Below are 25245 nucleotides of genomic sequence, written 5' to 3' on the forward strand. Positions count from 1 at the left end.
CACCGGCGTCCGGCCGTACGGGGCGCTCGGCTACAGGAACTTGGTGACGCGCCTGCGGAACTTCCACTCGCCGTCCACGAGGACCGCCGTGTCCTCGTAGGTGCCGACCAGCTGCACGCCCCAGCCCTCCTCTCCGCGCGCGAAGAACACCAGGTTGCTGGTGGCCGTGACCTCCTCGCCGGGCTCGGAGGTGAGCACGGTGTTGCCGACGAGGTGCAGCTGCGGGGCCTGCGGCGAGAACTGGCCGTAGACCTTGCGGATGGTCTCGCGGCCCTCGAAGGTGCCCTGGCCCTCGATCTCGGCGACCCCGTCCTCGGTGAACAGGTCGGCGACGACGTCGGTGTTCCCGGAGTCGATGTTCTGGGCGTAGGTGGCGATGATCTTCTGGACGCCGGCCAGCGCGGATTCGGCGGTGATGGTCATGTGTCTTGTCTCCCGGTGGGCTCGATGGGGATACGGCAGGGCAGGGGCGGGTCAGGTCTGGTACGTGGTCACGCGCCGCTGGATCAGCCAGGCCCCGTCGACCTGGCGGAACGTGTCCACGTAGTGGCCCACGACCAGCGGCGCCCAGCCCGCCTCGCCGCGCTGGAAGAAGGCCACGTCGCTGGCGGCGGTCGCCTCGTCGGGACCGGCGGAGTCGACGGTCGTGTTGGTCACCATGTGCAGCTGGGGCTGCGTGGGAGCCCATCCCTTGAAGGCCTCGCGCAGGGCGTCGTGCCCCTGGACCGGGTCCGCGCCCGGCAGCTCCAGGACCCCGTCGGGCGTGTACAGCGCCACGACGTCGTCGGTGCGCCCGGCGTCCTGGGCCTGGGTGTGCGCCCCGATCACGGCACGCACCCCGGCCGCGACCCACGCCTGTGTGGATTCGCTCATTGCAGCTCCCAGTGGTAGGTGTTTCGACCAGTCAGTCTATTGATCCGGAGGTGCAATATGAAGGCCCGAATGGAAAGCCGTCCGAGTTGTTGACCGCCCGGTACATTAGAAATAGCATGCGGGCACGACCGTCGACGGGGACCGTCGTCCAAGGAGGAGTTTTATCGTGACGAAGCGTTGGAAGCAGCGGCCGCCCGGTTCGACCTGGGGCGAGTGGGGCGACGACGACGAGCTGGGCCGCATCAACCTGCTGACGGCCGAGAAGGTGCTGCAGGGCGTGCGGGAGGTCGAGCACGGGGTCACCTTCAGCCTGAGCCTGCCGCTCGACTATCCGGGCGGCACTGCCCTCAACCAGCGCCGTTACCCGCCGATCCTGCGGCCCACCGAGGACCTCGAGCACAAGCAGGACGTCTTCTACAACGTCGTGGCGCGCGACCAGATCGATCCCTCCCTGATCGACGTCTGGTCCGACGACGTGGTGACCCTCTGGCTGCAGTACTCGACCCAGTGGGACTCCCTCGCCCACCAGGGCGCCGAGTTCGACGCCGACGGCGACGGCGAGGCCGAGCCGGTCTACTACAACGGCTACCGGCCCGGCACCGACCTGGTGGGACCGCAGGAGGACGCCAAGGGCGACGGCAGCGGAAGCATCAGCTTCGCCCGCCACCTCGGCCTGGAGCACATGGCGCAGCACGGCGTCCAGGGCCGCGGCGTCCTGATCGACATCGCCCACCACCTGGGCACGGACTACCAGCCCGTCAGCTACAAGCAGCTCCAGGACATCATGGCCGCGGACAACGTGACCGTGGAGCCCGGCGACATGGTCCTGCTGCACACCGGCTTCGCCACCCAGGTGCTCGCCTGGAACAAGAACCCCGACCCGGTGGCCATCCACCAGACCGCCGCCTACCTCGACGCGGACGACCCGGAGATCCTGAACTGGATCGCCGAGTCGCAGATGTCCGCGCTGATCGCGGACAACTACGCGGTGGAGGGCGTGGCCACCACCAAGGCCCAGGGCCGCCACACCCTGCTCCCGATCCACCACCTGTGCCTGTTCAAGCTGGGCGTCCCGCTCGGTGAGCTGTGGTACCTGCACGACCTGGCGGCCTGGCTGCGCGAGCACGACCGCAGCCGCTTCCTGCTCACCGCTCCCCCGCTGAACCTGCCCGGCACCCAGGGCAGCCCGCTGACCCCGGTCGCGACCGTCTGATCCACGGCCACGAGCGGACCGCCGCCGGCCTGCGAACAGTCCTGCCGATTGCGGCGGGCCGGCGGCGGAAGCCACGAAGGGGTGGCCCCCAGGAGGACGTCCTGGGGGCCACCCCTTCGTCGTGCCCGCGTTCACACCGCGGCGATACGGCGGACGGTGTCGGCGATGGTGTCCCGCGAGGGCAGCCACAGCCGCTCCAGCGAGGGCGCGTACGGCGCGGGCATCGGGGGCGCCGCGACCCGGGTGACGGGCGCGTCCAGGTGCCAGAAGCCCTCGTCGACGGCGAGCGCGGACAGCTCGGCACCGACGCCGAAGTCCCGTACCGCTTCATGCGCGATGACCAGGCGGTTGGTCTTGGCGAGGGAGGCGAGGACCGTCTCGCGGTCCAGCGGGGCGATCGTGCGCAGGTCGATCACCTCGACGCTCACGCCCTCCGCGGCGAGCGACTCGGCGGCGGCCAGGGCGTCCTGGACCATCCGCGACCAGGACACGAGCGTGACGTCGGTGCCCTCGCGGACGACCTTCGCCCTGCCGAGCGGGATCAGGTGGTCAGCCGGGGGCTTGGGGCCCTTGAGGCCGTACTGCAGCCGGTTCTCGACGAAGACCACCGGGTTCGGGTCCTGGATGGCCGCCCGCAGCAGGCCGTAGGTGTCGGCCGGGTTGGAGGGCATCACCACGGTCAGCCCGGGGATGTGCGCGAGCAGCGCCTCCAGGCTCTGCGAGTGCTGGCTGCCCGACGAGCGGCCCGCGCCGAACTGCGTGCGCACCACCAGGGGCATGGAGGCCCGGCCGCCGGTCATGAAGCGCAGCTTGGCGGCCTGGTTGAGCAGCATGTCGAGGCAGACGCCGATGAAGTCCATGTACATCACCTCGACGACCGGCTTCATGCCGGCCATCGCCGCCCCGACCGCCGTACCGATGATGGCGCTCTCGCTGATCGGGGTGTCGCGCACCCGGCCCGGGAACGCCTGGGCGAGGCCCCGGGTGAGCCCGAAGACGTTGCCGCCCGCGCCGACGTCGATGCCGGCGACGAACACGCTTGGGTCGGCGGTCAGTTCGTGCTCCAGGGCCAGGCGTACGGCGTCCATGGACCGGAAGACCTCGCCCGCCGCGGGCACGGGCTCGGGCAGGGCGGGGCGCGGGGCCGAGACGAAGTCGTACAGGGTCTCCGGGGCCGGCTCGGGCAGGCTCCTGGCCCACTGCACCGCCGCCTCGATCTCCTTGTCGATCTCCTCGTCGACCGCGTCGGCCTGCGCGGCCGGCACCCCGGCGGCGGCCAGATGGCGGCGGGCCACCAGCAGCGGGTCGCGCTCCTTGGCCTCGGCGACCTCCTCGGCGCTGCGGTAGCGCTCCGGGTCGCCCTCGTAGTGGCCGTGCCAGCGGTAGGTCTCCGCCTCCACCAGCACCGGACCGCCGCCCGCCCGCAGCCGCGCCACCACGTCGGTCATCAGGCCGGCCACCGCGAGTACGTCGTTGCCGTCGACGTGCGCGTACCCGATGCCGTAACCCGCCGCGCGGGCGGACAGCGTGGCCCGGTGCTGCTCCGAGGCGGGCGAGAACTCCGAATAGTGGTTGTTCTCGCACAGGAAGACGACCGGCAGATCCCATACGGCGGCCAGGTTCACCGCCTCGTGGAACATGCCCTGCGCCACCGCGCCGTCGCCGAAGAAGGCCACCACCACGTCGCCCGCGTCCCGCAGCTTGGCCGCGGTGGCGACGCCCGCGGCGATGGGGAGTCCGGCACCGACGATGCCGTTGGCGCCGTAGATGCCGAGACCGGGGTCGGCGATGTGCATCGAGCCGCCGCGGCCGTGGCAGGTGCCCGCCTCCTTGCCCATCAGCTCGGCCATCATCGGCGCCACGTCCAGGCCCTTGGCCAGCACATGGCCGTGGCCGCGGTGGGTGGAGGTGATGCCGTCCCGGGGGCCGAGCGGCCAGCAGGCGCCGACGGCGCTCGCCTCCTGCCCGATGGACAGATGGAGAAAGCCGGGAATCTCGGTCGCCTTGTACAGCTCGGACGCCCGCTCCTCGAAACGCCGGATTCGGCGCATCCGGCGATACATCTCCAGAAGCTGATCCGTGTGCCCGGATGCGGGCCCCGCCTGCACTGCTGCATCGGTCGTCATGCGCGTCCTCGCATTGCTCGCGCGGGCGGCACACAGCCGCTCCGCCTGAGTCCTGTTTTTAATGTACCGTCTGGTCTAGCAAACTTCTTGAGACAGAGCGGAAAACGAAGTCGGGCGGGGAGCGAAGCAATGCCCAGACCACCGGGCCACGGGCCGGACTACCAGGTCCGGCGCCAGAAGATCATCGACACGGCCGCCGAGCTGTTCGCCCGCCAGGGCTACGCGGCGACCTCGGTCAACGACCTGGGCCGCGCGGTCGGGCTCGCGAAGGGAGCGCTGTACTACTACATCGGCTCCAAGGAGAACCTGCTGATCGAGATCCAGTCCCGGGTGATGTCCCCGCTGCTCTCCAGAGCCCGGGAGATCGTCGCGCTCGACACGGATCCGCTGGTGCGGCTGCGCCTGCTGTCCGAGTCGCTGCTGACGACCATCTTCCACAGGCTCGACCACATCTGGGTCTACGAGCACGACTACCGCAGTCTCACCGGCGACCATCTGCACACCCTGCTCGGCCAGCGCGCCGAGTTCGAGCGGCTGGTGCGCGGGCTGCTCACGGAGGCCGTCGAGCAGGGCACCTTCCGCGCGATGCCGCCGCGGCTGGCCACCCTTCAGTTCCTCAACCTCCACAACCACACCTACCAGTGGGCGAAGCCGGGCGGCCGCTGGGACGCCGCGCAGCTCTCGCGCGAGTACTGCGACACCCTGCTGCGCGGTTTCGGCGCGCCGGGGGCGGTCCTGCCGGACGTGGAGGAGAAGGCGGCGGCGTTCAAACGGGAGCGCCCGGACCTGCCGCTGGACCCCGAGGCCGAGTGGCGGTCCGAGCCGCCGGCCGCCTGAGCCGGGGGCCCGCGATGGTCGCCGCGGGCCCCTTCGCCTGTCATGCCTGCTTCACCAGCGCCCGGGCGATGACGTCCCGCTGGATCTCGTTCGTGCCCTCGCCGATCTCCAGGATCTTGGCGTCGGCGTAGAACCGCGAGATCTCCGACTCCCGGACATAGCCGTAGCCGCCGTGGATCTGCACCGCCTGGGAGGCGGCCCGGTTGGCGACCTCGGAGGCGTACAGCTTGGCCATGGCGGCCTCCTTGCTGTACGGCCGCCCCTGGTCGGCGAGCCAGGCGGCCCGGTAGACCATCCAGCGGGCGGCCTCGAACTCCGTGCCGATGTCGGCGATCTTGTGGGCCACCGCCTGGAACGACGAGAGCGGGCGGCCGAACTGGTGCCGTTCCGTGGCGTGTTTGACGGCGAGCGCGAGTGCGGCCTTGGCGAGCGACAGGGCGAGGGCGGCGACGCTGACGCGGCCCTTGTCGAGGACGGAGAGGAACTGGCGCAGTCCGTTGCCCTCGTCGCCGATGAGGTGGTCGTCGGAGACCCGGACGTCGTCGAAGACGAGTTCCCGGGTGTCCATGGCGTGCCAGCCGAGCTTCTTCAGCTTGGCGCCGCAGGTGTAGCCCGGGGTGCCGGTCGGGACGTAGAAGGTGGCGAAGCGTTTCCGCCCGTCCTCGTCCTTGCCGGTGGTGGCGAGCAGGGTGACGCCCTGGCTGATGTCGGTGCCGGCGTTGGTGATGAACATCTTGGTGCCGTTGATCACCCAGCCGCCGTCCTCGCGGCGCGCCGTGGTGGCGATGCCGGCCGCGTCGGACCCGGCGCCCGGCTCGGTCAGGCCGAAGGCGCCGAGGGCCTCGCCGCGCGCCAGGGGTGCCAGCCAGCGCTGCTTCTGCTCCTCGGTGCCGTAGGCCAGCAGCGGGATGGTGGCGATGGTCGAGTGCGCGTTCCAGGTGGAGGCCACCGACTGGTCGGCGGCGCCGAGTTCCTCCATGACGGCCACGTACGACACCATGTCGGAGCCCGCGCCGCCGTACTGCTCGGGCACGAGCATGCCCATCAGGCCGAGTTCGCCGAGCTTGGTGAAGACGTGCGTCGGGAACTCCTCGTTCTCCGACCACTCGGCCGCGTTCGGGGTGATCTCCTTGGCCGCGAACTCCCGGACCATGTCCTGCAGGTCCCGCGTCTCCTCCGGCAGGTCGAAATCCATGTCACTTATCCCTTCGGGGTCAGCAGCACCTTCAGGTGCTTTGCGCGGTCGGCCGCCAGGTCCGCGAAGACCCCGGCTCCTTCCGAGAGCGAGAAACGTCCGGTGATCAGCGGCGTGGCGTCCAGGCGCCCGGTGCTCATCAGGTCGATCACACGGGGGATGTCGAAGTTGTAGCCGAGCGTGCCGAGCACGGAACGCTCGTAGAAGACGAGCTGTCCCATGTCGAACTCGACGCTGCCGTGGCCGACTCCGGCGAGCACGACCCGTCCGCCGCGCCGGACGGTGGCCACGGCCTGGGCGGCGAGCGCGGGGACCCCGGTCGCGTCGATGACGACGTCCGGGCCGATGCGGTCGGTCTTGAGGAACAGCTCTCGGCGTACGTCCGTTTCGCGCGGGTCGAAGGCCTCGGTGACGCCGAGGTTCAGCAGCAACTCGCGGCGCCCTGCGAGGGGTTCGCTGACGTAGAGTCCGGCCGCGCCGGCGATGCGGGCCGCGAGGACCACGGCTACGCCGATCGGGCCGCCGCCGACGACGAGGACGTTGTCGCCGGGGCGGACGCCGGCCCGGGTGACGGCGTGCAGGCCGACGGCGAGGGGTTCGGCGGCGGCCGCCATCTCGTCGCTGACGTTGTCGGGGAGCCGGGTCAGGCCGGCGATCGGGACGGTGACGCGGTCGGCGAAGGCGCCGGGGGAAGCCAGGCCGACGGAACCGCTCTTGGGGCAGATGTGGTACTCGCCTCGGGTGCACCAGAAGCAGACGCCGCACCGCCAGACGGGGTCGGCCGTCACCCGGTCGCCGATCGCGATTCCGGGGACCTCGGTGCCCAACGCGACCACCGTGCCGCTCAGTTCGTGGCCGAGGGCGAGGGGTGGGGCCTCGCCGGTGAGTGGGTGGGGGCCCTCGCGGATCATGTGGGGGCCTTCGAGGAACTCGTGCAGGTCCGTGCCGCAGACTCCGCACCAGGACACTTCGACGACTGCCTCGTGCGGCCCGGGCTCCGGTGGGTCGGGAACCTCCTCCAGCCGAAGATCGCGCGCACCGTGCCAGCGCAGTGCCTTCATGACCCGTCCTCCTTACGGTCGTCAGGTGTGGCCGCACCGAAACGTGCCTTTCCGGGGCCGTGTTCAAGGAAGGAGCGCAGCCCCTCCCCCGCATCAGCGGTACCGAACACGCCTGTGAACAGGGAGCGTTCGAGGGCCAGGCCGGTCGACAGGGACGTGTCGGCGCCCTGGTCCACTGCCTCCTTGATCGCCTCCAGGGCCGCCGCGGGGCCCTCGGCCAGGCGGCGGGCGTAGCTGAGGGCGGTCTCGTACACCTCTGCCGTGGGGACCACCTCGTCCACCAGGCCCAGACGCAAGGCCTCCTCGGCGCCGACCCTTCGGCCGGTCATCAGGAGGTTCTTCGCGCGCGACGGGCCGATCAGGCGGGTCAGGCGCTGGGTGCCGCCCGAGCCGGGCATGATGCCGAGCTGGACCTCCGGCTGGCCCAGGACCGCGTCGTCGGCTGCCACCCGGTAGTCGGCGGCGAGGGCCAGTTCGAGGCCGCCGCCGAGGGCGTAGCCGGTGATCGCCGCGATGACCGGGACGGGGAGGCGGGCCACCTCGTCGAAGGTGCGTTGCAGCGCGCGGTTCCAGCCCCGGACCTCTTCGGGGCCCATCGCGGCCAGTGCCTTGACGTCCGCCCCGGCGGCGAACAGCCGCTCCCCGCCGTACAGCACCACCGCCCGCACCTTGGAGTCGTCCGCCAGCCTGCGCACGCCCGCGGCCAGCTCGCCGCGCTGGACGGTGTCGAAGGCGTTCATCGGCGGATGGGCGAGGCGGACCGTGACGACGGGTCCGTCGGTCTCGAGGCGGATACGAGGCAAGGGGCCCTCCTCCGGGTGGAAGCGACATCGGGGCCGTCTGGATGGTTGTCGACCAGTGGGCTCCGTCGTAAAGTGCGGCTCAACGTTTTATAGACCAAGAGGTACACTAAATCTTGGTAGCGGGCAACCGACCGGTCGGGACATTCCCGGCCGCCGAGCCGGAGAGTCGCCGTGCACAATTTTTCGAGCATCCTCGATTACCACCTGGCCCAGCGGCCCGACGCCGTGGCCGTGACACAGGACGACCGCCGCCTGACGGTGCGCGAGCTCCATGAACGGGTGAACCGGCTGGCCGCCGGTCTGACGGAGCTGGGCGTCGGGCGCGGCGACGTCGTGGCTCTGCTCCTCTACAACCGGCCCGAGTTCATCGAGCTGGTCTATGCGGCAGGTCGCGTCGGGGCGGTGTTCCTGCCGCTGAACTACCGCCTGTCCGAGGAGGAATGGGCGTACATCCTGGATCACGCCGAGGCGAAGGCGATCGTCACCGAGCCGGAGTTCCTGCGCGCGACGGACCGCATCGCCGCCAAGACCCCCGCCCTGGAGCACCGGATCCTGGTGGACGGCGGTGCCCCCGCGCCCGAGTGGACCGGTTACGAGGCACTGCTGGACCGGCACCAGGGAGCGGAAGTGGCCGCCGTGGACGTCGGACCCGACGACCTCCAGCGTCTGATGTACACGTCCGGAACGACGTCGCGGCCCAAAGGCGTGCGCATCACGTACGGGAACGTGCAGGCCAAGAACCTCGCGCACATCGTCCACTTCGGGCTGACCGCGGCCGACACGACGCTGGTCTGCGGCCCGCTGTACCACGTGGGCGGCCTGGACATGCCGGCCCTGGGCGTCCTGTACGCGGGCGGCGGCGTGGTGCTCCAGCGGAAGTTCGACCCGGAGGGCGTCCTGCGGGCGATCCAGGAGCACCGGGTCACCAACGCGTGGCTCGCACCCGCGATGGTCAACGCGGTCCTGGAGGTCCCGGACCGGGAGTCGTACGACACCTCCTCGGTGCGCTTCGTCCTCGGCGGCGGCGAGAAGACCCCCGAGCCGGTGCTGCGGCGCATCATGAACGCCTTCCCCAACGCCTGGTTCGCCGACGCCTACGGGCTGACCGAGACGGTCTCCGGCGACACCTTCCTCGACCGCGAGCACGCGCTGTCCAAGCTGGGCTCGGTCGGGCGCCCGGTGCCGCACACGCGCGTGCGGATCGTCGACGACACCGGCAAGGAGCTGCCGGCGGGCGAGCTGGGCGAGATCACGCTGCGCGGCCCGAAGGTCTTCGCCGGCTACTGGCGCGACGAGAAGGCCACGGCCGCCGCCCTGCAGAACGGCTGGTTCCACACCGGGGACATCGGGCACGTCGACGAGGACGGCTTCCTCTACATCGACGACCGCAAGAAGGACATGATCGTCTCGGGAGGGGAGAACATCGCGACTCCCGAAGTGGAGCGGGTGCTGTACGAGCACCCTGCTGTTCTCGAAGCCGCGGTGGTCGGGCTGACCCATCCCCGCTGGGGCGAAGTCCCGCGCGCCTTCGTGGTGTTCCGGCCGGGCGCGGACGCCGGGCCGGACGAGCTGCGGGAGTTCTGCGCGGGGCGCCTTGCCAAGTTCAAGGTGCCGGTGCGCTTCGACGTCGTCGGCGAGCTCCCCCGTACGCCCTCGGGCAAGGTCCTCAAGCGGACCCTGCGTGACATCCCCGTGGAGGACTGATCCATGGCCGACGTCAACACCGACCTGCGCCTGGACGGCCGTACCGCCTGGGTGACCGGTGCGGGCAAGGGGCTCGGGCGGGCGATCGCGGTCGCGCTGTTCCAGGCCGGGGCGGACGTGGCGGTGACCGCCCGGACCGCCGCCGACCTGGAGAGCCTGGAGGCCGAACTCGCGGGGCACGGCGGCAAGGTACTGGTGCTGCCCGCTTCCGTCGCCGACTCGGACGCCGTGCGTACGACGGTCGAGCGGATCACCGGCGCGACCGGGCGGCTGGACGCCGTCGTCAACTGCGCCGGGATCAGCCCGCACTTCACGCGCAGCGAGTTCGTCACCGACGAGGACTTCGGGCGGGTGCTCGACATCAACCTCCAGGGCACCTTCTACTGCTGCCGCGAGGCCGGGAAGGTGATGCTGGAGCAGGGGTCCGGGTCGATCGTCAACGTCTCGTCGGTGCACGCGCGCACCGGCTTCGAGCGGATCGCCGCGTACGCGGCCAGCAAGGGCGGGGTGGAAGCGCTGACCAAGGCGCTCGCCGTCGAGTGGGCCGACCGCGGGGTGCGGGTCAACTCCCTTGCGCCGGGCTACTTCCGTACGGACCTGAGCTCCGGGCTCCTGGACAGCCGCTGGGGTGAGCGGATCGTGCGGAGCACTCCCCTGGGCCGCGTGGGCGACGCCGGGGAACTGGGCGGCGCCGCGGTGTTCCTGGCCTCGGACGCCTCCCGCTATGTCACGGGTACGACGGTGACGGTGGACGGGGGCTGGACCGCCTGGTGACTCCGGCACGGAAAGCCGCCCCAGTCGCCCCTGGGGCGGCTTTCCTGTCAGGCGCTGACCTCCGGGACTTCCCGGCGGTGCGGCTCCGGAGTTCCGTAGAGGTCGTCCGCGACGGCCCGCACGGTGTTCACCACCAGCGGGGCCACGAGTTCCAGTGAGGAACGGCCGTCGCCCACCACCGAGATCGCGCCGACCGGGCCCTCCGGTCCGCGCAGGGCGAGGCCCACGCAGCCGAGGTCGGGGAAGCACTCCCCGCGGTCGATGGCCAGGCCGCCCCGGCGGCGCACCAGCCGCAACTCTCGGTGCAGCTGGTCGAGATGGCCGATGCTCTGGTGGGTCCGGCGCTCCATGCTCTGCGCGTACCGCGCGTCGATCTCCTCCGGGCTCAGCCAGGCCAGCATGGCCTTGCCGAGCCCGGTGCAGTGCGCGACCGCCCGGCCGCCGACCCGCGAGGGGATGTCGACCGCGGCCCGGCCGCCCACCTTGTCCAGGTAGTAGATCTCCGGCCCGTCGAGCACGGCCAGGTGGACGACCATCCTGGTGCGCACGGCCAGTTCCAGCAGGTGCGGCGCGGCGGCGGCCCGCAGCGCGCTGTGCCCGATCTCCCGGCCGCCCAGCCCGAGCGCTCTGTTGCCCAGGGTGTATCCGGCCACCGTGTGCCGCAGCCAGTCGAGCCGGACCAGCTGGTCGAGGATCCGGTGCGTGGTCGACCGGGGCAGCTGGGTGCGGCGGGAGACCGTTTCGAGGGTCAGGTGGGTCTGCGGACTCTCGAAGAGGTCCATGATGAGCGTCACTCGCTCCATCATCGACGGAGGCAGCGCAACGCTCAGCTCAGGGGCGGCAGACGTCATCGTCGGTGCCTCTCTGCTCTACCTGAAATCAATTCTGGTTCGGCGCCGGCGTCAAGGTATCAATGACGCCGACCGCAGAGAAAGAGTCGTGCACCGATTAATTGGGGCGACCGGTCTATTAATTGTCGGAGGCAATCCCGAGTCAGCCTCGCGTGGTCAGGTCCAGGGCGATGTCGACGATCATGTCCTCCTGGCCGCCGACCAGGCCGCGCCTGCCGACCTCCTCCAGGATGGTGCGGGCGTCGAGGCCGTACTGCTCGGCCGCGGTCTCGGCGTGCCGCAGGAAGCTGGAGTAGGCGCCCGCGTAGCCGAGGGTGAGGGTCTCCCGGTCGACGCGCACCGGGCGGTCCTGGAGCGGCCGTACGAGGTCCTCGGCGGCGTCCTGGAGGGCGTACAGGTCGCAGTCGTGCTTCCAGCCGTGGAGGTTGGCGACGGCGACGAAGGGCTCGATGGGGCAGTTGCCCGCGCCGGCGCCCTGTCCGGCGAGGGAGGCGTCGACCCGGGTGACGCCCTCCTCCACGGCGACCACGGAGTTGGCCACGGAGAGGGAGAGGTTCTCGTGGGCGTGGATGCCGATCTGGGTGCCGGGGTCGAGGACGTCCCGGTAGGCGCGGATGCGGTCGCGGACGCCGTCCATGGTGAGCCGGCCGCCGGAGTCGGTGACGTACACGCAGTGGGCGCCGTACGACTCCATCAACCTGGCCTGGCCGGCCAGGACTTCGGGGGATGCCATGTGGGCCATCATCAGGAAGCCCGAGACGTCCATGCCGAGTTCGCGGGCGGTGGAGATGTGCTGGGCGGCGACGTCGGCCTCGGTGCAGTGGGTGGCGATGCGCACCGAGCGGACACCCATGGCGTAGGCCCGCTTCAGTTCCACGATGGTGCCGATGCCGGGCAGCAGCAGGGTGGTGAGGACCGCGCGCTCGATGGCGTCCGCCGCCGCCTCGATCCACTCCCAGTCGGTGTTGCTGCCCGGCCCGTAGTTGAGGCTGCCGCCGGCCAGCCCGTCGCCGTGGGCGACCTCGATGGCGTCGACTCCGGCCCGGTCGAGCGCGGCGGAGATCTTCGACACGAACTCGGGCGTGATGCGGTGCCGGATGGCGTGCATGCCGTCCCGGAGGGTGACGTCCTGTACGTAGAGCCTGGGGGTCTCGGTCACTTGGTCACCTCGGTGGTCTCGCGCCCGGCGATGCGCTCGGCGACGCGCAGGGCGGCCGAGGTCATGATGTCGAGGTTGCCGGCGTAGGCGGGCAGGTAGTGGGCGGCGCCCTCGACCTCCAGGAAGACGGAGACCTTGGTGGTCGGCTTCTCGGAGATGCCGTCGGGCAGCAGCGTGTGGACCGGGTCGCCGGCCGGGACCGGGGTGAACTGGACCTGCTGCTTGAGCCGGTAGCCGGGCACGTACTCGGCGACCGCGGCCACCATCTCCTCCACTGAGGCGCGCACGGCCCCGTGGTCGGCGTCGCCGATCAGGCAGTACACCGTGTCCCGCATGATCAGCGGCGGTTCGGCCGGGTTGAGGACGATGATCGCCTTGCCGCGGCGGGCGCCGCCCACCTTCTCGATGGCGCCGGAGGTGGTCTCGGTGAACTCGTCGATGTTGGCCCGGGTGCCGGGCCCGGCCGACTTCGAGGCGATGGACGCGACGATCTCGGCGTAGGGCACGGGGGTGATCCGGCTGACCGCGTGCACGATCGGGATGGTCGCCTGGCCGCCGCAGGTGACCATGTTGAAGTTGTCGACAGCGTTGTCCCCGGCCGACAGGTGCTCGTCGAGGTTGACGGGCGGCACCACGAACGGCCCGATGGCCGCCGGGGTGAGGTCGACCAGCCGCTTGCCGTACGGGGCGAGCTTCTTGGCGTTCTCGACGTGAGCCTTCGCGGACGTGGCGTCGAAGACGATGTCGATGTCGTCGAAGCCGTCCATGCGGATCAGGCCGTCCACGCCCTCATGGGTGGTGGGCACCTTGAGGCGGGCGGCGCGGGCCAGTCCGTCCGAGTCCGGGTCGATGCCCACCATCGCGGCCATCTCCAGGGTGTCGGACAGGCGCAGGACCTTGATCATCAGGTCGGTGCCGATGTTGCCGGAGCCGATTACGGCCACCTTGGTCTTCGTCATCCTTTGTGTTCCTCGGGTGAGAAGGTCGCGGTCACCGAACCCAGGGCCGACATCTCGGCCCGTACGGTGATGCCGGGCGGGGTGGGCACGAGCGGGCCGAGGGCGCCGGAGAGCACGATCTGCCCGGCGCGCAGCGGGTCGCCGAACTCGCGGGCGGTACGGGCCAGCCAGAGCAGCGCGGCCAGCGGGTCGCCGAGGCAGGCCGCGCCGTCGCCCTCGGAGGCGAGCTTCCCGTCCGCGTACAGCCGCATGGTCACGTCCCGTGGCTCGAACTCGCCGATGCCGAGCCGCTGTTGCCCCAGGACGAACAGCCCGCTGGAGGCGTTGTCGGCGACCGTGTCGGTGATCGCGATGTCCCAGTCGGCGACCCGGCTGTCCACGATCTCCAGCGCGGCCACGGCGTGTCCGACCGCCGCCCGGACCCGCTCGACGTCGAGGTCGTCCTCGTCGAGGTCCTCCGCGAGGACGAACGCGATCTCCGCCTCGACCCTGGGCTGCAGCAGCCGGCCGCTCGGGACGGCCGGGAGTCCGGTGACGTCCATGTCGTCGAGCAGGACACCGAAGTCGGGCCGGTCGACGCCGACTTGACGCTGCACGGACTCGGAGGTCAGCCCGATCTTGCGGCCGACGACCCGTGCCCCGGCGGCGATCCGCTCACCGACGACGCGTCGCTGGACGGCGTACGCGAGGCTGATGTCCTTCGCCCCCAGCAGGTCCCGTACGGGTGTGCAGGGCTTGTGGTCGCGGGCCGCGCGGGTGAGTCGTACGGCCGCTTCCGCAACGGCGGTCTCACGGTCCGCGACGGCCGCCGGTTCCCAGAGGTCTGTCATCGCCATCCTCAACTCGTGCCGGCCTTCAGCCTGTTCCGCACGGGCCGGCAGGAGCTTCGGACGTTCCGCTCACCGGGACTCGAAGGCGGCGGCCCGCGCGGGTCTCGCTGAGCGAGATGCCACAACGACGGGCTCCCGCAGCCTCGTTACCGTCGTCCGGCGAACCCACCCCCCACGCAGAACGTCGGCACTCATGAGGAGGTTCGGATGAGCATCAACGAGGATGCCTACGACGTGATCGTCGTGGGGTCGGGCGGAGGCCTGGTCGGGGCGTACGTCGCGGCGTCGCGCGGACTGCGCACGCTCGTCGTCGAGAAGACCGACCGGGTCGGCGGCACCGTCGCGTACTCCGGCGCGGGTCTGTGGTTCCCGGGGTCGGCGCCGCTGGCCCGGGCCGGATTCGGGGACGACGTCGAGCAGGTGCGGACGTATCTGCGCAGCGTGGTGGACGACTCGTCGCGGGAGGCGCTGCAGGACGCGTATCTGGCGGCCGGGCCCCGGCTGATCGACGAGCTGGAGCAGAACCCCTGGTTCCAGTCCTTCGTGCACGGCCCGGTTCCCGACTACTACGCGTCGGCGCCGGGGGCCTCGCCCACGGGGCACACGATCTTCCCGCCGCCGGTCGAGGTCACCGAGCTCAAGGAGCGCCGGGCGCTGGTACGCGACTCGCTGCCCACCGAGCGGTTCGGCTTCGACGAGGGTCCGGTGCTCAGCGGTGGCCGTGCGCTGATCGGCAGGGCACTGTCGGCGTTCCTGGAGACGGGCAACGGCGAACTGCGGCTGAGCACCGCGCTGGAGAACCTGGTCGTCGAGGACGGCAGGGTCGTCGGCGTGGAGGTCACCGGCGAGGCGGGGCGGGAGACGATCCGGGCCCGGCGGGGCGTGCTGCTGGCCGCCGGCGGCTTCGAGCGCGACCGTGAGCTGCGCGAGAAGCACCAGCCGCCGCTCACCGGGGAGTGGTCCGACGGCGCGCCGGCCAACACCGGTGACGCCCTGCGGGCCGGCCTCGCCGTCGGCGCGGACACCGATCTGCTGGAGGAGGCCTGGTTCGTGCCGGGCCTGGTCCACCCGGACGGCCTGCCGGTCTTCCACACGGGCACCCGGGGCGGCATCTGGGTCAACGCCGCGGGCGAGCGCTTCGTCAACGAGACACGGCCGTACGACCAGGCCGCGCACGAGATCGTACGGCTGCACGCGAGCACCGGCGTGAGCCATATCCCGGCGCACTGGATCTTCGACCAGCGGCAGCTGGACCGGGACGGCATCGGCTTCCCGCCGGCGACGCCGGGGCCCGAGGCATGGCTGGCGTCGGGGGCGCTGAAGAAGGCCGACAGCCTGGAGGAGCTGGCGCGGCTGATCGACGTGCCGTTCGACGCGCTGAAGCGGACCGTCGAGGAGTTCAACGGGTACGCGAAGACCGGCGTGGACGCGCGGTTCCACCGGGGCGAGACACCGTGGGACCAGATGTTCCACCACATCGTCCCGTTCCCGGCCGACCCCCGGCAGAACTTCCCGGCGACCCCCGCGCCCGAGTGGCCGAACCCGCTGCTGCTGCCCATCGACGAGCCGCCGTTCTACGTGGCGACGATCGTCCCGTCCGACATCGGCACCAAGGGCGGTCTGCGCATCGACGTCCACGCGCGCGTCCTGCGCCCGGACGGGCAGCCGATCGAGGGCCTGTACGCGACCGGGAACACCGCGGCCGCCATGTCGGGGCGGGTGTATCCGGGCGCGGGCACGCCGATCGGATCGAGCCTCGCGTTCGGGTACCTGGCCGTGCTGGACATGGCGGGTCCGACGGACTGACGCGATGCGAGTGTGCCCGGGACACGGCGGGTGTCCCGGGCGCTGTCGTGTGCGCTACGGCGCCGCGATCAGCCGGGCGGCCAGCCGGAGGTCCGCCTCGCCGCGGGCGGTGGAGATCTCCTCGGTCAGCATGCCCACGAACAGGCCCCACCAGGTGTAGACGAGCAGGCGCACCCTGCTGGGGGCGTCCTTGCGGTCCCCGAGGAGTCTCAACAGGCGCTGTCCCAGCGGGCGTTCGACGATGTCGATCCGGGCCGGGACGGCAGCCGCGTACTCCGTGAAGGATGCCAGCGCCACCGCCGAGGCCAGCTGCCGGTTGCCGAGCAGCTTCCCGCTGAGCGCGACGAGGGTGTCCCCGACGTCGGCGCCGAGGCCGCCGTCACCGTCCCCGAGGAACTCCTCGATGTGCCACTCCAGGACGGCCAGGAACAGGAAGGGCTTGGACGGGAAGTAGCGGTACAGGGTGGCGATGGCGACGCCCGCCTCCTTGGCGACGTCGTGCATCTGGATGCCGTCCAGCCCGTCGCGGGAGCCGAGTTCGGAGGCGGCGCGCAGGATGCGGACGCGGCGGGCGGCCTGGCCGGCGGAGGTGGGGGCGGCGGGCGGACGCACGGGCGCCCTCAGGGGGCGTCCGGGCGCGTCAGGAAGGCCAGCACCGTGCTCTCCCAGGCCTGCTTCTGCTCGATCATGGCCCAGTGTCCGCAGTCCGGCAGCACGTGCAGCTCGGCCTTGGGGATCGTGCGCATCGGCAGCAGCGCGTTCTCCAGCGGGGTGACCCGGTCGTCCCGGCCCCAGGTCAGCAGGGTGGGCGCGGTGATCTTGTGGAGGGCGGCCCAGATCGGCTGGTCGGACTGGGACTGGGCGGCCTGCATCGCGGCCATAGCCTGGCGGCCGTAGATCCGGCGGGAGGCCTCCAGCGTCGCCGGCTCGGTGGCGCTCGCCCAGCGCTCCTCGATCAGCTCCTCGGTGAGCAGGGCCGGGTCGTGGACCATCGACCGCAGCCACTGAACGAGGTTGTCCCGGGTGGGGTTCTCGGCGAACTCGACCAGCAGGTTGAGGCCTTCGCTGGGACCCGGGGAGAGGATGTTGCGGCCGACCCCGCCGATGGTGACGATCCTGCGGAAGAGGTCCTTGTGGGCGACCGCGAGTCCGGTGGCGATGAACCCGCCCATGGAGTTGCCGATGACGTCGACGCGGTCGAGGCCCAGGCCGTCCAGGAAACGCAGCACGGCCTTCGGGCCGGCCGCCATGGGGTTCTCGGAGGTCGGGTCGCTCACTCCGAAGCCGGGGAACTCCAGCGCCAGGCAGCGGAAGTGCTCGGCCAGCACGGGAAGGTTGCCCCGGTAGTTGCGCCAGCCGGTCACACCCGGGCCCGACCCGTGCAGCAGGAGGAGCGGGGGCCCGTCACCGGCCTCGTGATAGCGCAGGGTGCCTTCGTCGGTGGGCAGTTCGCGCAGGGTGTCCTCGTGGCTGAGTGTCATGCGGGTCACCGTCGCACCGGCGGGGAGCCCTTCGTCGTACGTCTCCCGATCAGTGGGACGGTCCCCGCGGCGGGCGGGCCGGGCTGTCTAGCGTCGCGGTTGTACCGATACCGGGGGCCCGACGGGCCGCCTGGGACCTGACCAAATGTGAGGGGAGGGCCTGATGGGTGTTCGCTCACTCGGGTACCTGCGTCTGGAGTCCAACGACCTGGACAAGTGGCGGGAGTTCGGAGCCGACTTCCTCGGCCTGATGCCCGTCGAGAGCGAGTCCGGGTCGCTCACCTTCCGGATGGACGACCACCCGAACCGGATCGTGGTCTCGCCGGGGGCCCAGCCCGGGATGACGGCGCTGGGCTTCGAGGTGCTCGACGAGCGGGAGCTGGCGAAGCTGGTCGCGGACGTCGAGAAGGCCGGGATCAAGGTGACGGCCGGCACCGAGGCGGAGGCGGCGGAGCGGAAGGTCACCGGCTTCGCCAAGTTCAACGACCCGGGCGGCAACCCGGTCGAGCTGTTCTACGGCCGCACACTCGACCACGTTCCGGTGCACACCCCGCTGGTCTCGCAGTTCGTCACGGGTGACATGGGCTTCGGGCACGCCATCATCTCCGCCGAGGACGCGCGCACCACGTTCGACTTCTACGTCGACGTGCTCGGGTTCATCGAGCGCAACACCATGCGCTCGCCGGGCGGCACGACCTGGTTCATGGGCTGCAACCCGCGCCACCACACGCTCGGCGTCACGCCGATGCCGGGTCCCGGGCGGCTGCTGCACTTCATGGTCGAGGCGGCGACCCTCGACGACGTCGGCCGCGCCCTGGACCGGGCCGCCAAGTACGAGGTGCCGATGATGCACTCGCTGGGCAAGCACACCAACGACCACATGGTGTCGTTCTATGTGTGGTCGCCGGAGAACTACGCCGTCGAGTTCGGCTGGAACGGCCTGAAGGTGCCGGAGCCGGTGCCGGTCTACGAGATCACCGACGGGGCGTTCTGGGGCCACCACTTCACGCCGCCGCCGCAGCCGGCCGGCTGACCGGCACGGTGAGCGCGAGTGGGCCCCACGGCCAGGGACCGTGGGGCCCACTCGCGTTCACTCGACGGTGATCGCCCGCTCCGGGCAGGCCGACTCCCCGTCGTACGCGGCCTGTTGGAGCTCTTCCGGGACGTCCCCGTCGACGGGCAGGGCATAGCCGTCCTCGTCGAGACGGAACAGCCGCGGTGCCGCCGCGGCGCACCGGGCGTGCCCCGAGCACGCCGACGTGTCGATCCTGACCTTCATTCAACCCACTCCCTTCTACGGCTTGTTGGTCGAGCCCGCGTCGACGGTGAACTGCAGTCCGGTGACGTAGCGCGCCTCGTCCGAGGCCAGGAACAGGACGGCGTTCGAGATGTCCCGCGGCTCGACGTACGGGGCCAGGGGGTTCATCGCGACGAGCCCGAACAGCGGCTCCCGCGCGGCGAGTTCCTCGATCGGCACGCCGACCGTGATGCCGGTCTCGCTGACGCCGGTGGGGTGGACGGTGTTGACCCGGACGCGGTGCGGGGCGAGTTCGTTGGAGAGGGCCTTCATCAGGCCCACCACCCCGTGCTTTGCGGCCACGTAGTGGGCGTAGGGCACATGGCCCCGGATGCCGGCTGCCGAGCTGGTGATGACGATCGAGCCGCCCTCCCCCTGCTCGATCAGCCAGGGGGCGGTGGCCCGCACCGTGTTCCAGGCGCCCTTGAGGTTGACGTCGATGTTGACGTCCCAGGCCTCGTCGGACAGTTCCCAGGCGGCTCCGATGCTCATCACGCCGGCGTTGGCCACCACGATGTCGAGCCGCCCCAGCTCGGCCCGGGCCGCGTCGACCGCGGCGCGCATCTCCTCGATCGACCGGACGTCGGCCTGTACGGCGACACACCGCCGGCCGGTCGCCCGGACCAGCTCGGCGGTCTCCTCCAGCTGTTCCTTCGTCGCCAGCTGGTACGGCAGTTCGTCGCTGATGTCGTGGCAGACGTCGGTGACGACGATGTCCGCCCCTTCCTCGGCCAGCCGCACGGCATGGGAGCGGCCCTGGCCCCGGGCCCCTCCCGTGATGAGCGCGACCTTGCCCGCTACCCGCCCCATGGGCACCTCAGTTCTTCTTCGAGTGGTCGATCAGATCCTCGGCGGCCTCCCGCAGGGCCCGCAGCCGGGCCTCCAGGAGCGCACGCTCGGCCGCGTCGGACTCACCGAGACCGGCCAGTCGTACGTCCGTCTCGGCGATCTCGGCGAGCAGCCGCCCGTGGGCCTCCTCACGGGTGAGCAGGTCCAGGTCGGTCCAGTCGGAGCGCTCGGACTCCGGACGGCGGCTCATGCGGGGAGGTTGTAGAGGCGGCGGGTGTTCAACTCCACGATCTGGTGCACCTCTTCGTCGGGTACGTCGGCCAGGACCTCGGCCGCGTAGGCGCGGGACTTGGGCCAGTAGGAGTCGGAGTGGGGGTAGTCGCACTCCCAGGTGATCTTGTCGACGCCGACGTGGTGGCGTACCTCCACGCCGAACCGGTCGTCGATGAAGCAGCCGTGGAAGTGCTTGTGGAACAGCTCGGAGGGCCGCACGCTCTGGTTGACGTTCTGGTAGAAGCGGTGACGCTCCCAGGTGCCGTCGATCCGCTCCAGCAGGTACGGGATCCAGCCGATGCCGCCCTCGGACAGGCCGATCTTCAGCTTGGGGTGCTTGTGCAGCACCGGGGAGAAGAGGATGTCGGCGGTGGCGTACATGGCGTTGCAGCCGAACAGCGCGATGGTCACGGCGAACGGGGCCTCGGGGGCCGTCTTCGGGGCCTGGCCCGAGGTGCCGAAGTGCAGGCTCAGCGGGAGGTCGGTCTCCTCCAGGGCGGTGAAGAAGGGGTCCCAGTAGTCCGTGTGGAAGGACGGCAGCCCGCGCGGGGCCGGGTTCTCCGGAAAGGAGATCGCCTTGGCGCCCTTGGCGGCGACGCGGTGCACCTCCGCGACACAGAGGTCGACGTCCCACATCGGCATGATGGCCAGCGGGATGAGCCGCCCCGGCGCGGTGGCGCACCACTCGTCGAGGACGAAGTCGTTCCACGCCCGCACGCACAGCAGGGCCAGTTCACGGTCCTTGCCGTCCAGGAAGACATGGCCGGAGAACCCCGGGAACGACGGGAAGCACAGGGCGCCCCACACTCCGTCGAGGTCCATGTCGCGGATACGGGCCTTGGGGTCGTAGCAGCCCGGGATCATCTCGTCGTAGCGGGTGGGTTCGAGGCCGAACTCCTCGGGGCTCTTGCCCGCGACCGCGTTGAGGCCGATGTAGGGGTAGATCCGGTCCTCGTACACCCACACCTCGGCCGGTTCCCGGCCCTCGCCCCGCGTCTGCTCGACGATCCGTGGACCCGCCTCCCGGTACCTCGCGGGCAGCCGGTCCGACCACAGTCGTGGGGGTTCGATCAGATGGTCGTCGGTCGACAGCAACTTCATCCACGGCTGCAACGGCATGCTTGCGCTCCCTCGGTCTCGGAGACTCTCTAGCACCGGGCGCATTGTGTGCACTGAACTGATCCCACTCAGCGGAAGGGATCACCAAAGTCCCGTACAGCTCGGCGATCATCGGAATCGTCAGGCCCACTGCGCCACTATTCAGGCTACTCTTTTATGCGACGGAAGGAGACCCCATGGGTCGAGTGCAGGACAAGGTCGTCTTCATCACCGGGGCCGCGCGGGGCCAGGGCCGGGCCCATGCGGTACGCCTCGCCTCCGAGGGGGCCGACATCATCGCGGTGGACCTGTGCGCGGACATCCCCACCAACGGCTATCCGCTGGCCACCGAGGAGGACCTGGACGAGACGGTCCGGGAGGTCGAGAAGCTCGGCCGGCGGATCGTCGCCCGCACCGCGGACGTACGGGACTCCGCCGCGCTCAAGGCGGCCGTCGCCGAGGGGGTCGCCGAGTTGGGGCGGCTGGACGCCGTCGTCGCGCAGGCCGGGATCGCCCCGCTGGGCCCCCAGCAGACCGCGCAGGCCTTCATAGACGCCATCACGGTCGACTTCAACGGAGTGGTGCACGCCGTCGAGGCGGCCCTGCCCCATCTGCCCGACGGCGCCTCGATCGTCGCGACGGGCTCGATCGCCGCGCTGATCCCGGCCAGCGTCGACAATCCGGCCAACGGGCCCGGCGGGCTGGGCTACTCCTTCGCCAAACGCCAAGTGGCGTCCTTCGTCCACGACCTGGCGACCGTCCTCCTGCCCCGGCGGATCCGGGTCAACGCGGTGCACCCGACCAACGTCAACACCGGCATGCTCAACTGCGACCTCATGTACCGGTCCTTCCGGCCCGACCTGGAGAACCCGACCCGCGAGGACGCGCTGACGTCCTTCCCGGCGACGACCGGGTTCGGCATTCCCTATGTCGAGCCGGAGAACATCGCCGACATGGTGCTGTTCCTGGTGTCGGACGAGTCGAAGTACGTCAGCGGCATGCAGATGCGCGTGGACGCCGGCGGCTACGTCAAGAAGCGCCCCCAACTCCCCACCTTCTAAGCGCACCTGGTGAAGTCGGCTGCGGTGGGGCAGCGACGCCAAGGGGCGCGGGGAGCTGCGCGACCAGCCACGACGGCGCCGCGGGCGAAATAAGGCCCATCGCGGCCCGCGGCGAAGCCGCCCATCGGCACATCCAGGGGAACGCTCAGCGCATCTCGATGACCACCTTGCCCGTGGTGCGCCGCTCGGCCACATCGGTCAGGGCGGCCGCGACCTCGTCGAGGGGGTGGACGCGGGAGACCAGCGGGCGCATGCCGTCCCGGACCATCCCGGCGAGCGCCCGGTCGCCCGCGGCCACCGCGTCCGGGGCGTACTGCCGCAGCATACGGATCTCGAAGCCCCGTACCACCGCGTCCTTGAGCAGGACGAGGTTCAGCGGAATCCGCGGGATCTTCCCGTCGGCGTATCCGACCGTGACGAATCGGCCGCCCCGGCGCAGTGCGCGCAGGGCGGCCTCCGCGTGGTCGCCGCCCACCGGGTCGACCACGAGGTGGGCGCCTTCGCCGCCGGTCAGTTCGCGGATCCGGGTCTTGAGGTCCTCGCGGACGTAGTCGACCCCGCCCTCCGCGCCGAGCTTGCGGGCGACCCGCAGCCGCTCCTCGCTGGAGGCGGCCGCGACGACGCGCATGCCGAGCCGGGTGGCGATGTCGACGGCCGCGCTGCCGACCCCGCCCGCGGCGCCGAGCACCGCCACCCACTCCCCCGCCGCGCCCTGTCCGACGGTGACCAGGGAGTGGTAGGCGGTCGCGTAGGTCACGTGGAAGGCGGCCGCGTGGACCAGGTCGAGTCCCTCGGGGACCGGGCGCAGGCCGGTGACGGGCACCACCACCTGCTCGGCGAAGGCGCCCGTCAGCACGGCCCCGGCCACGGGTGTGCCGACCGCCGGCCCGGTCACTCCGGGGCCGAGCGCGGTCACCACTCCGGCGAACTCGCTGCCGGGCGTGAACGGCAGCGGCGCGGGGACCTGGTAGCGGTTGGCCACGAACAGGACGTCCGGGAAGTTGACCGCGGCCGCGTGCACCCGGACGAGGACCTCGCCGGGTCCGGGTTCGGGGTCGTCCAGGTCGACGACCTCAAGGCCGTCCGGGGGCCCGTACTCCGTGCAGCGCGCCGCTTTCATCGTGTCCTCCCGGTGGTCGGCATCGCCGGGTCCCGGGGCAGGCCCAGTACCTGTTCGGCGATGGTGTTGCGCTGGATCTCGGCGGTGCCCGCGCCGATCGTCGAGGCCCGGGTGCGCAGGAAGCCCCACACCCAGCGGCCGCGCTGCACCGCGTGGGGGTCGCGCCGGCCGAGGATGCCGTACGGGCCGAGCAACTCCAGGGCGAACTCGTGCAGTTCCTGCTCGAAGGTCACGATGAACAGGCGTGATGTGGAGGACGCCGGGCCGGGTTCGCCCTTCGCCATGATGTCGGCGATGGTCCGCATCCCGGTGAGCCGCATGATCGTCACGCGGATCTCGAAGTCCGCGAGCCGGTCGCGCACCAGGGGGTCGGCGGTGGCGCCGCGTTCGTGCGCCAGCTCGATCAGCTCGTCGAGGACGCGGCGGTACAGGGCGGCCTGGTTCATCGCTCCGGCGGCACGTTCGTGGCCGAGGCTGGTGCGGACGAGGGGCCAGCCGCCGTTCTCCTCGCCGATCCGGTCGGCGACCGGGACCCGCACGTCGTCGAAGAAGATCTCGCAGAAGTGGGCGTCACCGGTCAGGTCGCGCAGCGGGCGCACGGTGATGCCCGGGGCGTGGGCGTCGATCAGGAGGTAACTGATGCCGTCCTGGCGGGAGTCGGGCGGGCCGGTGCGGACGAGGGTGAAGAGGATGTCGGCGATGTCGGCCGAACTGTTCCACACCTTCTGGCCGTTGACGACGTACTCCGAGCCCTCGCGGCGCGCCGTGGTGCGCAACGCGGGCAGGTCCGAGCCCGCTTCCGGTTCGGAGTAGCCCTGCGCCCAGACCGTGTCGCCGCGCAGCATCGGACGCAGCAAGCGGTCCTTCTGCTCGGGCGTCCCGTACTTGATGATCGTGGGCGCCGCGATGCCGAGCCCGGTACCGAGCGGCCCGGGGACCCGGGCTCGCGCGTACTCCTCCTGGTAGACGACCTGGCGGGCGAACGGCAGGTCCATGCCGCCGTACTCGCGCGGCCAGCTCGGGCCCGCGTACCCGGCGTCGTAGAGCGTGGCCAGCCACTTCTTCTGCCATGCGAGACGTTCGGCGGGGTCCTTGGGGCGGCGGCCTGGGTGATGGTCCGTCAGGAAGGCGCGCAGTTCGGCCCGGAAGTCGGCGTCGTTCACCGTGGGGCCATGCGGATGGCGCCGTCGAGGCGGACGGTCTGGCCGTTGAGGTAGGGGTTCTCCAGCATCTCGACGGCGAGCCGGGCGAAGTCGTCGGGGTCGCCGAGGCGCTTGGGGTGGGGCACGGAGGCGGCGAGTCCGTCGCGGATGTCCTCGCGCAGGCGGCCCAGCATGGGGGTGTCCATGATGCCGGGGGCGATGGTGTTCACGCGGATCTGCCAGCTGGCCAGGTCGCGGGCGGCGACGAGCGTCAGGCCGTGGACGCCCGCTTTGGAGGCGGTGTAGGAGGTCTGGCCGATCTGGCCGTCGAATGCGGCGACGGAGGCGGTGAGGACCACGGCTCCGCGGTCGCCGTCGACGATCTCGTTGCCGGAGAGGCGGGCGGCGGACAGGCGCAGCACGTTGTAGGTGCCGATGAGGTTGACCCGTATGACCTCGGCGAAGGTGTCGAGCCCGCCGGGTGTGCGGTCGCGGTCGATGATGCGGGTACGGTCGCCGCCACGTCCCGCGCAGTGCACGACGAAGCGAAGCGGGCCGAGTTCCTCGGCAGCGTCGAGGGCGGCGGTGACCGAGGCCTCGTCGGTGACGTCGGCGCGGACGAAGCGGGCGGCGTCGCCTAGGTCGGCGACCGCCTTGACGCCCTGCTCCTCGGAGATGTCGGCCAGCACGACCCGGCCGCCGCGGTCGAGGATGCGGCGCGCGGTGGCCAGGCCCAGGCCGGAGGCGCCTCCGGTGACCAGCGCCGACGAACCGTCGATGTTCACATCAAACT

The 25245-nt window shown here is 71.1% G+C and carries 26 protein-coding genes; 7 read left to right on the plus strand and 19 right to left on the minus strand.

The window, feature by feature from the left end; translation table 11 throughout:
• Positions 1 to 30: 30 nt before the first annotated feature.
• Both ABZ848_RS09655 and ABZ848_RS09660 read right to left on the minus strand, forming a co-directional pair.
• Positions 31 to 423, minus strand: a complete 393-nt coding sequence (locus ABZ848_RS09655; RefSeq protein WP_360828004.1) for a nuclear transport factor 2 family protein — start codon at positions 421 to 423, stop codon at positions 31 to 33.
• A 51-nt stretch (positions 424 to 474) separates the two neighbouring features.
• Positions 475 to 873, minus strand: coding sequence for a nuclear transport factor 2 family protein (locus ABZ848_RS09660; RefSeq protein WP_360828007.1), 399 nt, complete (start codon positions 871 to 873; stop codon positions 475 to 477).
• 166 nt (positions 874 to 1039) lie between these two features.
• Here ABZ848_RS09660 and ABZ848_RS09665 point away from each other — a divergent pair, with 166 nt between their 5' ends.
• The gene (locus ABZ848_RS09665; RefSeq protein WP_360828010.1) at positions 1040 to 2086 is read left to right on the plus strand and encodes a cyclase family protein; all 1047 of its coding nucleotides are present in this window, start codon (positions 1040 to 1042) and stop codon (positions 2084 to 2086) included.
• Between the two features lie 131 nt (positions 2087 to 2217).
• Here ABZ848_RS09665 and ABZ848_RS09670 read toward each other — a convergent pair whose 3' ends face one another.
• Entirely contained in the window at positions 2218 to 4137 is a 1920-nt protein-coding gene (locus ABZ848_RS09670) for a dehydrogenase E1 component subunit alpha/beta (RefSeq protein ID WP_360828013.1), read from the minus strand.
• Positions 4138 to 4341: 204 nt separating this feature from the next.
• On the opposite strand from ABZ848_RS09670, the gene ABZ848_RS09675 reads away from it, so the two are divergent.
• Complete coding sequence (locus ABZ848_RS09675; protein WP_360828016.1) at positions 4342 to 5049, plus strand: TetR/AcrR family transcriptional regulator; 708 nt, start codon at positions 4342 to 4344, stop codon at positions 5047 to 5049.
• Positions 5050 to 5089: 40 nt separating this feature from the next.
• On the opposite strand, the gene ABZ848_RS09680 is transcribed toward ABZ848_RS09675, so the two are convergent.
• From ABZ848_RS09680 to ABZ848_RS09690, 3 genes are read right to left on the minus strand one after another with little or no spacing between them, the layout of a single operon-like run.
• A complete protein-coding gene (locus tag ABZ848_RS09680; protein ID WP_360828019.1) occupies positions 5090 to 6244 on the minus strand; it encodes an acyl-CoA dehydrogenase family protein in 1155 nt (384 codons plus the stop codon).
• A gap of 5 nt (positions 6245 to 6249) precedes the next feature.
• Positions 6250 to 7305 (minus strand): 2,3-butanediol dehydrogenase, encoded by a 1056-nt coding sequence (locus ABZ848_RS09685; protein ID WP_360828022.1) that lies wholly within the window; start codon positions 7303 to 7305, stop codon positions 6250 to 6252.
• Positions 7302 to 8108, minus strand: coding sequence for an enoyl-CoA hydratase-related protein (locus ABZ848_RS09690; protein ID WP_360828025.1), 807 nt, complete (start codon positions 8106 to 8108; stop codon positions 7302 to 7304). The genes ABZ848_RS09685 and ABZ848_RS09690 overlap by 4 nt, the downstream gene beginning before the upstream one ends.
• A 171-nt stretch (positions 8109 to 8279) precedes the next feature.
• Here ABZ848_RS09690 and ABZ848_RS09695 point away from each other — a divergent pair, with 171 nt between their 5' ends.
• Positions 8280 to 9812: a long-chain fatty acid--CoA ligase gene (locus tag ABZ848_RS09695; RefSeq protein WP_360828028.1), complete on the plus strand. Its 1533-nt coding sequence runs from the start codon at positions 8280 to 8282 to the stop codon at positions 9810 to 9812.
• Positions 9813 to 9815: 3 nt separating this feature from the next.
• Complete coding sequence (locus tag ABZ848_RS09700; protein WP_360828031.1) at positions 9816 to 10586, plus strand: glucose 1-dehydrogenase; 771 nt, start codon at positions 9816 to 9818, stop codon at positions 10584 to 10586.
• 47 nt (positions 10587 to 10633) lie between these two features.
• Here ABZ848_RS09700 and ABZ848_RS09705 read toward each other — a convergent pair whose 3' ends face one another.
• The 4 genes from ABZ848_RS09705 to ABZ848_RS09720 all read right to left on the minus strand — a co-directional run bounded on the left by ABZ848_RS09705 (position 10634) and on the right by ABZ848_RS09720 (position 14385).
• A complete protein-coding gene (locus ABZ848_RS09705; RefSeq protein ID WP_360828622.1) occupies positions 10634 to 11389 on the minus strand; it encodes an IclR family transcriptional regulator in 756 nt (251 codons plus the stop codon).
• A gap of 190 nt (positions 11390 to 11579) precedes the next feature.
• On the minus strand, positions 11580 to 12596 hold the full coding sequence (gene dmpG, locus ABZ848_RS09710; protein ID WP_360828034.1) for a 4-hydroxy-2-oxovalerate aldolase: 1017 nt from the start codon (positions 12594 to 12596) through the stop codon (positions 11580 to 11582).
• Entirely contained in the window at positions 12593 to 13555 is a 963-nt protein-coding gene (locus ABZ848_RS09715) for an acetaldehyde dehydrogenase (acetylating) (RefSeq protein WP_360828037.1), read from the minus strand. The genes dmpG and ABZ848_RS09715 overlap by 4 nt, the downstream gene beginning before the upstream one ends.
• Positions 13552 to 14385, minus strand: coding sequence for a fumarylacetoacetate hydrolase family protein (locus ABZ848_RS09720; protein ID WP_360828040.1), 834 nt, complete (start codon positions 14383 to 14385; stop codon positions 13552 to 13554). Before ABZ848_RS09720 ends, ABZ848_RS09715 begins: the two co-directional genes overlap by 4 nt.
• 207 nt (positions 14386 to 14592) lie before the next feature.
• Here ABZ848_RS09720 and ABZ848_RS09725 point away from each other — a divergent pair, with 207 nt between their 5' ends.
• Positions 14593 to 16191, plus strand: a complete 1599-nt coding sequence (locus ABZ848_RS09725) for an FAD-binding protein (protein WP_360828043.1) — start codon at positions 14593 to 14595, stop codon at positions 16189 to 16191.
• Between the two features lie 54 nt (positions 16192 to 16245).
• Here the strand turns inward: ABZ848_RS09725 and ABZ848_RS09730 are convergent, their stop codons facing one another.
• A complete protein-coding gene (locus tag ABZ848_RS09730) occupies positions 16246 to 16803 on the minus strand; it encodes a helix-turn-helix domain-containing protein (protein ID WP_360828046.1) in 558 nt (185 codons plus the stop codon).
• Positions 16804 to 16811: 8 nt separating this feature from the next.
• Positions 16812 to 17672, minus strand: a complete 861-nt coding sequence (locus ABZ848_RS09735; RefSeq protein WP_360828049.1) for an alpha/beta fold hydrolase — start codon at positions 17670 to 17672, stop codon at positions 16812 to 16814.
• A gap of 163 nt (positions 17673 to 17835) precedes the next feature.
• Between ABZ848_RS09735 and ABZ848_RS09740 the strand changes: the two genes are divergently transcribed.
• A complete protein-coding gene (locus ABZ848_RS09740) occupies positions 17836 to 18705 on the plus strand; it encodes a VOC family protein (protein WP_360828052.1) in 870 nt (289 codons plus the stop codon).
• 57 nt (positions 18706 to 18762) lie between these two features.
• Here the strand turns inward: ABZ848_RS09740 and ABZ848_RS09745 are convergent, their stop codons facing one another.
• From ABZ848_RS09745 to ABZ848_RS09760, 4 genes are read right to left on the minus strand one after another with little or no spacing between them, the layout of a single operon-like run.
• Positions 18763 to 18951, minus strand: coding sequence for a ferredoxin (locus ABZ848_RS09745; protein ID WP_360828055.1), 189 nt, complete (start codon positions 18949 to 18951; stop codon positions 18763 to 18765).
• A 15-nt stretch (positions 18952 to 18966) separates the two neighbouring features.
• A complete protein-coding gene (locus tag ABZ848_RS09750) occupies positions 18967 to 19779 on the minus strand; it encodes a mycofactocin-coupled SDR family oxidoreductase (protein ID WP_360828058.1) in 813 nt (270 codons plus the stop codon).
• A 7-nt stretch (positions 19780 to 19786) separates the two neighbouring features.
• Positions 19787 to 20008, minus strand: coding sequence for a hypothetical protein (locus ABZ848_RS09755; protein WP_360828061.1), 222 nt, complete (start codon positions 20006 to 20008; stop codon positions 19787 to 19789).
• Positions 20005 to 21150 (minus strand): amidohydrolase family protein, encoded by a 1146-nt coding sequence (locus ABZ848_RS09760; protein ID WP_360828064.1) that lies wholly within the window; start codon positions 21148 to 21150, stop codon positions 20005 to 20007. The genes ABZ848_RS09755 and ABZ848_RS09760 overlap by 4 nt, the downstream gene beginning before the upstream one ends.
• A gap of 176 nt (positions 21151 to 21326) precedes the next feature.
• On the opposite strand from ABZ848_RS09760, the gene ABZ848_RS09765 reads away from it, so the two are divergent.
• Positions 21327 to 22190, plus strand: coding sequence for a mycofactocin-coupled SDR family oxidoreductase (locus ABZ848_RS09765; RefSeq protein WP_360828067.1), 864 nt, complete (start codon positions 21327 to 21329; stop codon positions 22188 to 22190).
• A 145-nt stretch (positions 22191 to 22335) separates the two neighbouring features.
• Here the strand turns inward: ABZ848_RS09765 and ABZ848_RS09770 are convergent, their stop codons facing one another.
• The 3 genes from ABZ848_RS09770 to ABZ848_RS09780 are packed head-to-tail and all read right to left on the minus strand — an operon-like array spanning position 22336 to position 25237.
• Complete coding sequence (locus tag ABZ848_RS09770) at positions 22336 to 23310, minus strand: NADPH:quinone oxidoreductase family protein (RefSeq protein ID WP_360828070.1); 975 nt, start codon at positions 23308 to 23310, stop codon at positions 22336 to 22338.
• Positions 23307 to 24473 (minus strand): acyl-CoA dehydrogenase family protein, encoded by a 1167-nt coding sequence (locus tag ABZ848_RS09775; protein WP_360828073.1) that lies wholly within the window; start codon positions 24471 to 24473, stop codon positions 23307 to 23309. The genes ABZ848_RS09770 and ABZ848_RS09775 overlap by 4 nt, the downstream gene beginning before the upstream one ends.
• Positions 24470 to 25237: an SDR family NAD(P)-dependent oxidoreductase gene (locus ABZ848_RS09780; RefSeq protein ID WP_360828076.1), complete on the minus strand. Its 768-nt coding sequence runs from the start codon at positions 25235 to 25237 to the stop codon at positions 24470 to 24472. Before ABZ848_RS09780 ends, ABZ848_RS09775 begins: the two co-directional genes overlap by 4 nt.
• Between the last annotated feature and the right edge of the window lie 8 nt (positions 25238 to 25245).

Origin of the sequence: Streptomyces sp. NPDC047081 (genome assembly GCF_040643775.1) — a bacterium.
In the GTDB taxonomy this organism is placed as follows: Bacteria; Actinomycetota; Actinomycetes; order Streptomycetales; family Streptomycetaceae; genus Streptomyces.